We start from the raw sequence: 9,832 nt of genomic DNA, 5'->3' as shown, positions 1-9,832 counted from the left end.
TCTTAAAAAACGAACCTAGCCAATATATTGCAGATAGAGTGGCAAATGGGGCGACAGAACAATAGAAAATCCAAATTAATAGACTGACTTATTTGTAGAACGTCAGGGAATGTGCTATAATAGTACTATTCTAAGGAAAGAGGGTGTTAGAATGGGATTTACTGAAGAAACTGTACGGTTTAAATTGGATGATTCCAATAAGAAAGAAATTAGCGAAACATTGACAGATGTTTATGCTTCTTTGAATGACAAGGGCTACAATCCGATTAACCAGATCGTCGGTTATGTATTGAGTGGAGACCCTGCCTACGTTCCTCGTTATAACAATGCACGAAATCAAATCCGTAAGTATGAGCGTGATGAAATTGTTGAAGAATTGGTACGCTACTACCTAAAAGGACAAGGAGTCGATCTATAATCTATGAGAATTATGGGATTGGACGTCGGTTCAAAAACAGTAGGGGTGGCTATTAGCGATCCGCTCGGTTTCACCGCTCAGGGACTTGAAATCATCCAGATTAATGAGGACCAGGGCCAGTTTGGTTTTGACCGCATCAAGGAATTGGTTGACAGCTATAAGGTAGAACGCTTTGTAGTAGGTTTGCCAAAGAACATGAACAATACCAGTGGTCCGCGAGTAGAAGCCAGTCAAGCCTATGGTGCCAAGCTAGAAGAACTCTTTGGTTTGCCAGTAGACTATCAGGATGAGCGTTTGACAACGGTCGCTGCGGAGCGTATGTTGATTGAACAAGCAGATATCAGCCGTAACAAACGCAAGAAAGTTATTGATAAGTTGGCTGCTCAGCTGATTTTGCAAAATTATTTAGATAGAAAATTTTAAGACAGAGGAGAAACTATGTCACACGATCACAACCATGACCACGAAGAACGTGAATTGATTACACTAGTAGATGAGCAAGGAAATGAAACCTTGTTTGAAATTCTTTTGACCATCGACGGGAAAGAAGAATTTGGTAAAAACTATGTTCTGCTAGTGCCAGTTAATGCAGAAGAAGATGAAAATGGTGAAGTTGAAATTCAAGCTTACTCATTCATCGAAAATGAAGACGGAACAGAAGGCGAATTGCAACCAATTCCAGAAGACTCAGAAGACGAATGGAACATGATTGAAGAAGTCTTCAACAGCTTTATGGAGGAGTGATACAGTCTGGGAGACTGTATCAGCCCAACTCCCAGAAATTGGAGAGAGTTGGAACGTCCGGGGAACGTTTTTAGCCCAGTTCCTTAAAATAAGAGAGAACTGGTATGTCTGGGAGACTGTATCACCCCAACTCCTAGAAACTAGAAAGAGTTGGAACATCCAGTGGATGTTTTTAGCTCACGTTGAAATTCATAGTAGCTAGTGATTAGCTAACCAGGTAAGAGGTCGGGATTTTAGTCCCGACCTCGTTTTTTATTTGTAATCATACTTTGATGCGGTAGTTGATTGGACTTTTGTTAAGGAGACATGTATGTTTGAAGTAGAAAAATGGCTGCATAGTCGGATTGGTTTAAACTTTAGATCTGGACTTGGACGAATGCAGCGAGCTGTGGATTTGCTGGGGAATCCTGAGAAGACTTATCCTATTATCCACGTAACAGGTACTAACGGTAAAGGGTCAACTATTGCCTTCATGAGGGAGTTGTTTGTTGCTCATGGTAAAAAAGTTGGTACTTTCACCTCTCCTCATATCGTCAGTATCCATGATCGAATCTGTATTAATGGGCAACCGATTGCTGATGCAGATTTTATCCGTTTGGCGGAGCAGGTCAATGAGATGGAAAAGACGCTTTTGCAAACCTATGACCAGTTGTCCTTTTTTGAATTACTGACTCTGATTGCTTTGCTTTACTTTAAAGAGCAGGGAGTGGATCTGGTTCTGCTAGAAGTGGGGATTGGTGGTTTGCTTGATACCACTAATGTCGTAACAGGAGAGATTGCAGTTATTGCTTCGATTGGGCTAGATCATCAGGAGACCTTGGGCGATAGTCTGGAGGAAATAGCCGAGCAGAAAGCTGGTATTTTCAAGGCTGGCAAGAAGGCAGTCATTGCCAAGCTTACTCCAGAAGCGGAGCTTGTCTGTCAAAGTAAAGCGAGAGAGTTAGCTGTCGAACTTTATCAAGCTGGGCGAGACTTCACCTTGAATGCTGGGGATTTTTCAAGTAAGCTAGCAAACTTTTCACAGCTTGAAATCGGTTTAGAAGGTGCTTATCAGCAAGAAAATGCCGCCTTGGCTTTAGAAACTTTTCTTCTGTTTATGGCGTCAAGAGGTGAAAGGGTCGAAGAAGAGTTTGTCAGACGGGCTTTGAAGGAGACACATTGGGCAGGTCGATTGGAACGGATTCGTCCACAAATCTACCTAGATGGGGCTCACAATCTGCCAGCCTTGACTCGTCTAGTCGAGTTTATCCAAGGGAAAATCCAGCAAGGTTACCAGGTTCGCATCCTTTTTGGAGCACTTAAACGCAAGGATTATCAGGGGATGTTAGGCTATCTATCTAAGCAGTTGCCTGAGGTGGAACTTAAGGTAACAGGCTTTGACTACCAAGGCTCTCTGGATGAAAAGGATGTGGCGGGTTACGATTTGATTTCTTCCTATGGCGGTTTTATCAGAGAATTTGAAGAAAAGGCCAAAGATCAGGACTTGCTTTTCGTGACGGGCTCGCTCTACTTTATCTCGGAAGTCCGAGCGAGTTTGCAAGGAAGCGATGGGATTAGTTGACCTTCTAGGCTTAAGTTGTTATACTTGAGGTAGGAGGTATATCTGGAAACGATTCCAGCAAAACATTGGCACAAAAGAAAGGAAATCGCTATGAAAACGAAAACATTCACACTTTCTATTGCTTCCCTAGCAATTCTTAGTCTTTTAGCAGCTTGTGGACCTAAGGCACAAGCCCCTACCCAGCAATCTGCTCAGCAATCATCTTCTCAACAAGAATCATCTTCTAGCGCTGCGACAAGTGCTAGTCAACCACAGGCGTCCTCAAGTCAGGACACTACTGTAGCTCAACCTACGAATATCGATGGTACCTATACTGGAAAAGATGAGAATGACCAAATCACTCTTGTTGTAACAGGTAAAACTGGTACATGGACTGAGGTCGAGCCAGATGGAGATAAGGAAATCAAGCAAGTCAGCTTTGAACCAGAAAATCAACGTGTCATTATCGGTGATGATGTCAAAATTTACACGGTTAATGGTAATCAATTGATTATCGACGATATGGACCGAGAGACATCTGACCGAGTGGTATTAACTAAGCAATAATGATTAAGTAAAAGTTCCAATGAGATGAAATCCATCTTTTTGGAGCTTTTTTCTTGAAAAAGTGGCTGGCTGTTCTTTACTAACTTTTTACTTAAAACGCTTACAAATATTTGTAAAACTTCTTATAAGGTCGTATACTTATAGTAAATAATCAAATAGCGCAAAGGCGCAGGAGGAAAAGCATATGGCTACATTTTACGTTCCGGCAGTTAACCTTATTGGTAAAGGTGTTGTAAATGAAGTAGGTCCGTATATCAAGGAACTGGGGTATAAGAAGGCCCTTTTGGTGACAGATAAGTTCATCGAAGGTAGTGATATTTTACCCAAAGTCCTAAAACCGTTAGATGCTGAAGGGATCGAATATGTAATCTTTAGCGATGTGGAGCCAAATCCGACTTGCAAGAACGTCACAGACGGAGTGGCTGTCCTGAAAGAGCATGGATGTGACTTCATCATCAGTCTTGGGGGAGGATCTCCTCAGGATGCGGCTAGTTGTATCTCTATCATTGCTACAAATGGTGGCAAACCACAGGACTACGAAGGTCTCCACAAGTCTGCTAAAAAAGGCTTGCCAGTGGTTGCGATCAATACAACAGCTGGAACTTCTGCAGAAATCACCATTAACTATGTTATTACTGACGAAGAGCGCAAGGTCAAGATGGTAATGGTTGATAAGAATAGCCTTGCCCTTATCTCTGTCAATGATCCAGAACTCATGCTTTCAAAGCCGAAAGGATTGACAGCAGCGACAGGTATGGATGCTCTTACTCACGCTGTCGAAGCCTTGGTAACACCAGGTGCTTATAATGTGACCAAGAAACTTTCTATCGGAGCGATTGAACTCATCAAGGAGTATCTTCCTCGTGCTGTGGCAAATGGCCAAGATATTGAAGCGCGTGAGGGTATGGTCAATGCCATCTTCCTCGGTGGTATGAGCTTTAACAATGCTGGTTTGGGTTATGTTCATTCTATGGCTCACCAACTCGGTGCGGTATATAACTTGCCACATGGTGTCTGCTGTGCCATGCTTCTCCCAGTTGTAGAACGTGAAAATGCCAAGCGTGTACCAGAAGCATTCCGCAATGTAGCCAAGGCTTTGGGACTCCATGTGGAGGGGAAAACAGACCAAGAATGCGCTGACTATGCTATCGCTGAGATTGAGAAACTTTCTGAAACTGTTGGTATTCCGAAGAAACTCACTGAACTCGGTATCCAAGAAAAAGACTTTGACTTTGACTACCTTTCTAAGAATGCTTTGATTGATGCATGTGCGCCAGGCAATCCATTTATGCCAACTTTAGAAGAAACCATTGCTCTCTACAAAGAACTCTTCTAAAAATCAAGTAGAGTAGACGGGACTTGTTCCTCAAAATATAAATAATATTGGAAAGAACTATCATTTTGGTAGTTCTTTTTTTAAAAATTTGCTATCCTAGACATATGAGAAAAATCAAAATTGATGTGGTTGTAGTTCCCTTGAGTGGGCATCTCTTCCCAACACTGAATTTACTTGCCCCCTTGTTGAAGGATCCCTTGTATGAGATTCGATTATTTACAGGACCGCAACGAAAAACTGTAGCAGAGGAGATGGGATTCCGGGTGATTCCCATTTTAGAAAATTGTGTAGATGAGTTTGAGCGTGTAGCCAACAATGAAGGTCAATTAAACCTGTTTTCTGCTTATCGACAGTTGTCAGCTAGTCTTGATTTGATCAATGTGGTTTCAGATCAATTAGTGCAAGAGTGGCAGGAAAATAGACCGGATATTGTGATTGCGGACTTTATAACCCTCTCTGGAGGACTTGTTGCGGAACAGTTGAACATTCCCTGGATTACCACGATGGCGACACAGTTTGCCATTGAAACGACAGATGGACCGCCTTGTTTCTTTGGAGGAATGGGCAGTCCAAAAACATCTTTCCAATCTGGTCTGCAATGGCTAGGAAGAAAAGGGACTCGTTTAGGGAAACGAATCGTAAGCTTTTTATTGAGAGAACGATTGAAACGTTACGATTTTAGGCTCTACAATCAGAAAGGTCAGGAAACCATCTATTCACCCTATTCCATCTTGGGAATTGGGATGAAAGAGTTGGAGCTGAAAAGCGGTTTTCCAGAGCACTACCTTTGGGTGGGACCTTTTGGCTCTTCGATTGAGAGGGCAGAAAATTATCCACTCGATTTGTCTCCTTATGCAGGTTATAAGAAGGTCCTTGTCTCCTGTGGCACTCAGCTAGCATGGGCTAAAGACAATCTCCTCTATCAGACACAACAATTGGCAGAAGCACATCCAGATTGCCACTTCTTTGTGACTCTGGGGTTTGGCGGACAAGACTTCCAATGTGAAGAGCTCATGGACAATGTTTCTGTGGTATCCTATCTTCCCTATAAGGAGTACATTCCTCAGATGGATTATGTGATTCATCATGGTGGTGCGGGTATTTTTTACCAGTGTATCATCTATGGTAAGCCTGCCTTGATTCTCCCCCATGACTATGATCAGTATGACTATGCAGTTCGTGGATTAGAGGCAGGGATTGCCTTGACTGCTAAACGAGAGGATACGGAAGCGATTGGACGTGCCTTTGATGAGTTGTTGGCTAGAGATGACTGGCCAGACTTGAACAGACTTAGTCGTGCAGCTCAAATCTATCAGCCAACAGAGATTCTGAAGAGCGAAATACATCGGCTCTTAGGGGACAAGGAGAAGTAAAAAATGAAGAAAGTATTGGTGACAGGTGCTACGGGCTTTCTAGGCAAGTATGTTGTTGAAGAGCTTAGTCAGCAGGGCTATCAGGTACGCGCTTTTGGACGCAATCGCAATGTGGGTCAGTCTTTAGAAAACTCCTCTGTGGCATTTTTTCAGGGAGATTTGACCAAGCAAGAGGACTTGGCTCGGGTTTGTCAGGGGATGGACATGGTTGTGCATGCGGGTGCTCTTTCTACCGTTTGGGGGCCTTGGGAGGATTTCTACCAGACAAATGTCTTAGGGACCAAGTATGTTCTGGATGCTTGCCGAGAGGCTGATATTCTGCGTTTGGTTTATGTGTCCTCGCCTAGCATCTATGCTGCGCCTCGAGATCAGTTAGCTATCAAAGAAAGTGCTGCGCCTCAGGAAAATAATCTGAACAACTACATTCGTAGTAAGCTGGCTTCGGAGAAGCTGTTTAAGGACTATCCCGATGTTCCGAGTATTATCTTACGACCTCGTGGGCTTTTTGGGATTGGGGATACCAGTATTTTGCCCCGAGTTCTCAAACTCAGTCAGAAGATTGGCATTCCCTTGATAGGGGATGGTCGTCAGCTCATGGATATGACCTGTGTGGAAAATGTCGCTCTGGCAATTCGCTTGGCACTAGAGGCCCCTCAAGCTAGTGGCGAAGTTTATAATATTACCAATGGGGAACCAAGAGCCTTTAAGGATTTGATAGAAGAAACCTTGAGAGGGTTGGGTTATCCAATAACATACAGAAAAGTGCCAGCTCCTCTTCTTTCAGTTATTGCCAGTAGTTTAGAGTTTCTGTATAAGGTATTAAAACTCAAAGGTGAACCGCCACTGACACGCTATACCTATTATCTGCTCCGTTATAGTCAGACGCTGGACATCAGCAAGGCGGAGCGAGACTTGGGTTATCGCCCTCAGATCAGTATTTCGGAAGGGATTGAACAATATGTCCAAGATTATCGAAAGCATTGATTATTTCCCAGCAGGCTATTGTACCAGCTACACAGGTTTGCTATTTAAGGGAGTTAAGAATCAAAAGATGACCTTTCCAGCAGGTGTTTTTCTTATCAAACACAGGGACAAGGGCTATCTCCTCTATGACACAGGCTATCATTACGATATTAAGACCCGGCTTCGCTATGGTTTCTATCGGCTAGGAACGCCCGTTCAAATGACGGAGAAGGACCAGATTTCACGTTTGCTGGAAGCGAAGGGAATCAAACCAGAAGAAATTAACTATGTTCTTCTATCACACCTACATCCAGATCATCTGGGAGGAGCTAGTTTCTTTCCTCGTGCAACCTTTATCTTGACAAAAGAAGTATATGAAGTCTACCAAAAACCCAAGTTGAAAGACCTGATTTTCAAGGAGTTTTTACCAGCTTCTTTTGAGAAAAATCTAACCATTATCAGAGCTGACCAGCAAGTTTCAACTTTTCCCTATCGTCCGATTTGTGATCTTTTCGGAGATGGCAGTATCCTAGTAGCCTCTGTTGACGGGCATGCTAGGGGGCAAGCCTGTCTATATTTTCCAGACCTTAATCTCCTCATTGCAGCGGACCTCTGTTGGGGAATTGACCTCTTACCTTACACCAAGCAGATGCACCTGATTCCTTCCTTGGTCCAGGATAATAGGGCCGACTATATCAGGGGGACAGAGTTTCTGGAGGAAGTCTTAAAGGCCGGTATTGAGGTAGTTGTTAGTCATGATCCTGTAGAAAGGATAGAGTCAATCTTACATGAAAAAAATAACCTTTCTTAAAACCTTTATCCAAACTCGTTGGCTTCATCATTTCAAATCTCGAGAAGCTGTAGAAAACTATCAGAAAAAGCAATTAGCCAACTATATGGACTTTTTAAAGCGAGAGTCTCCCTACTTTAAAAATGGGATTCCTAGCAACTTTGACCATATGGACAAGGCTTTTATGATGGAACATTTTAATGAGCTCAACACCCAAGGAGTGGATAGAGATGAAGCCTTATCCTTAGCTATTGAAAGTGAGAAGACCCGTGACTTCACTGAACTTAAAGGGGAAGTAGCCGTCGGTCTGTCTTCAGGGACGTCTGGACATCGGGGGCTCTTTATCACAACAGAGAAAGAGCGAAGTATGTGGGCTGCAGCTATCTTGGCAAAGATGTTGCCCAAGGGTCAGCTTTTTGGACACCGCATCGCCTTTTTCCTGAGAGCTGATAATGAACTCTATCAGACCATCAATACGGCGCTCATTCGTCTAGAGTATTTTGATATTTTCAAACATACAGATGAGCATATCGAGCGACTCAACAACTATCAACCAACGATTATTGTGGCGCCAGCCTCGATGTTGATTGAATTGAGCAAGCGTCTCAAGGATGGAGAGTTAGCTATTCACCCACAAAAAATCGTTTCGGTGGCGGAAATCTTGGAAGATAGTGATAGGGGACGGATCGCAGAAGCCTTTTCACTATCCATCATTGACCAAGTTTATCAGGCGACAGAAGGTTTCCTAGCCTGCACTTGCTCAGCTGGAAATCTACATCTCAACGAAGACATTATCTTTGTGGAAAAGCAGTATCTAGATGACCGCCGTTTTTATCCAGTGATTACGGACTTTAAGCGAAGTAGTCAGCCTGTTTATCGCTACCAGCTCAATGATATCTTGGTTGAAAATCCGGAGCCTTGTCCCTGTGGCTCCTACTATACACGGATTGACAAGGTCGAAGGACGCTCTGATGATATCTTCTACTTTGAAGGGCAGAATGGGGGACAGGTAACCATCTATCCAGACTTTATCAGGCGTTGCATCCTCTTTGTGGAGAATGTAGGAGATTACCAAGTTAAGCAACATTCCGAGAAATTAGTGGAAGTTTGTTTAAGCCGACGAGATGAGGACGTAGAGACAGCAATTTTAGCACAGTTCCAACTCTTGGCCCAGCAAAAAGAGTTCATAGTTCCTCAAATCCAATTTTCAGATTATCACTGGGATACTAGCCGTAAACTCAAACGAATCCAACGTTTATGAAAGGATAAAAGACAATGACAGAAGTAAAAAGACATGTAGAAATCGCAGGTTATGGTGTTTGCCTTCCCAAGCATACCGTCCAATTCAAAGACCAGACCCGTTATCGTGTAGTTGAAAATGAAGAAACGCAACTCGACTTGGCAGAGGTAGCGATTCAGCGTGCGCTTGAACATGCAAATTTAGATATTAAAGATATCGATTGCCTTGTATCAGCTAGTGCAGTTGGAGTTCAGCCTATTCCTTGTACTGCTGCCTTGATTCATGAGCGCGTGGCAAAAGGACTCTCTATTCCAGCTATGGATATCAATACGACCTGTACCAGCTTTATTTCTGCTCTATCGACTATGTCCCACTTGATCGAGGCGGGCGAATACAATCGTGTCTTGATTGTGTCTAGTGAGGTTGGTAGTTTAGGGCTCAATCCCAAGCAGAAAGAAAGTTTTGAACTCTTTAGTGATGGGGCAGCAGCCTTTATTTTCCAAAAAAGTCATCAGGAAAAAGGGGTCATTGCTAGTCTCCAACGTACTTGGTCAGAAGGGGCTCACGATACGGAGATTCGTGGAGGTCTGACTTCTTTTCAACCAAAAGAGTACTCTGAAGCGACGAAGACCAACTATATGTTTGACATGAAGGGGAAGAAAATCCTCCTCTTGTCTGCTCGTAAAATCCCAGTCATGTTTGAAGAGTTTCAAGAAAAAACACAGCTAGCCTTGGCAGACGTGGACTATATCATTCCTCACCAAGCAAGTCGTGCTCTTCCTTTGGTCATGGAAAAACTAGGTGTGGCTGAGGATCAGTACCTCAATCTCGTCACTGACTATGGAAATATGGTGTCAGTCT

The 9,832-nt window shown here is 43.3% G+C and carries 11 protein-coding genes; all 11 read left to right on the top strand.

Going from position 1 to position 9,832, the window contains the following annotated elements; all coding sequences use genetic code 11:
* Positions 1-151 precede the first annotated feature (151 nt).
* Entirely contained in the window at positions 152-418 is a 267-nt protein-coding gene (locus GMD3S_RS0209160) for an IreB family regulatory phosphoprotein (RefSeq protein WP_000507059.1), read from the top strand.
* A 3-nt stretch (positions 419-421) separates the two neighbouring features.
* Positions 422-841 (top strand): Holliday junction resolvase RuvX, encoded by a 420-nt coding sequence (gene ruvX / locus GMD3S_RS0209155; RefSeq protein WP_002876031.1) that lies wholly within the window; start codon positions 422-424, stop codon positions 839-841.
* A 15-nt stretch (positions 842-856) separates the two neighbouring features.
* Entirely contained in the window at positions 857-1,162 is a 306-nt protein-coding gene (locus tag GMD3S_RS0209150; RefSeq protein ID WP_000017624.1) for a DUF1292 domain-containing protein, read from the top strand.
* A 310-nt stretch (positions 1,163-1,472) separates the two neighbouring features.
* Entirely contained in the window at positions 1,473-2,723 is a 1,251-nt protein-coding gene (locus GMD3S_RS0209145; RefSeq protein WP_000464360.1) for a bifunctional folylpolyglutamate synthase/dihydrofolate synthase, read from the top strand.
* A gap of 90 nt (positions 2,724-2,813) precedes the next feature.
* Positions 2,814-3,269, top strand: coding sequence for an SP_0198 family lipoprotein (locus GMD3S_RS0209140; RefSeq protein ID WP_000853130.1), 456 nt, complete (start codon positions 2,814-2,816; stop codon positions 3,267-3,269).
* A gap of 184 nt (positions 3,270-3,453) precedes the next feature.
* A complete protein-coding gene (locus GMD3S_RS0209135) occupies positions 3,454-4,605 on the top strand; it encodes an iron-containing alcohol dehydrogenase (protein WP_000190390.1) in 1,152 nt (383 codons plus the stop codon).
* 104 nt (positions 4,606-4,709) lie between these two features.
* Entirely contained in the window at positions 4,710-5,978 is a 1,269-nt protein-coding gene (locus tag GMD3S_RS0209130) for a glycosyltransferase (protein WP_001226466.1), read from the top strand.
* A gap of 3 nt (positions 5,979-5,981) precedes the next feature.
* On the top strand, positions 5,982-6,962 hold the full coding sequence (locus GMD3S_RS0209125) for an NAD-dependent epimerase/dehydratase family protein (RefSeq protein WP_000757307.1): 981 nt from the start codon (positions 5,982-5,984) through the stop codon (positions 6,960-6,962).
* Positions 6,937-7,752: an MBL fold metallo-hydrolase gene (locus GMD3S_RS0209120; RefSeq protein WP_000034634.1), complete on the top strand. Its 816-nt coding sequence runs from the start codon at positions 6,937-6,939 to the stop codon at positions 7,750-7,752. The genes GMD3S_RS0209125 and GMD3S_RS0209120 overlap by 26 nt, the downstream gene beginning before the upstream one ends.
* Positions 7,730-8,992, top strand: coding sequence for a F390 synthetase-related protein (locus GMD3S_RS0209115; RefSeq protein WP_000724365.1), 1,263 nt, complete (start codon positions 7,730-7,732; stop codon positions 8,990-8,992). The genes GMD3S_RS0209120 and GMD3S_RS0209115 overlap by 23 nt, the downstream gene beginning before the upstream one ends.
* A 14-nt stretch (positions 8,993-9,006) precedes the next feature.
* Positions 9,007-9,832: 3-oxoacyl-[acyl-carrier-protein] synthase III C-terminal domain-containing protein (locus GMD3S_RS0209110; RefSeq protein ID WP_025172994.1), on the top strand; the 826-nt coding region annotated here is incomplete at its 3' end.

The sequence above is a fragment of the Streptococcus sp. GMD3S genome (assembly GCF_000298695.2).
GTDB lineage: Bacteria > Bacillota > Bacilli > Lactobacillales > Streptococcaceae > Streptococcus.
Note: the sequence above shows the minus strand (reverse complement) of the source record. Positions and strands in the feature narration are given on the sequence as shown.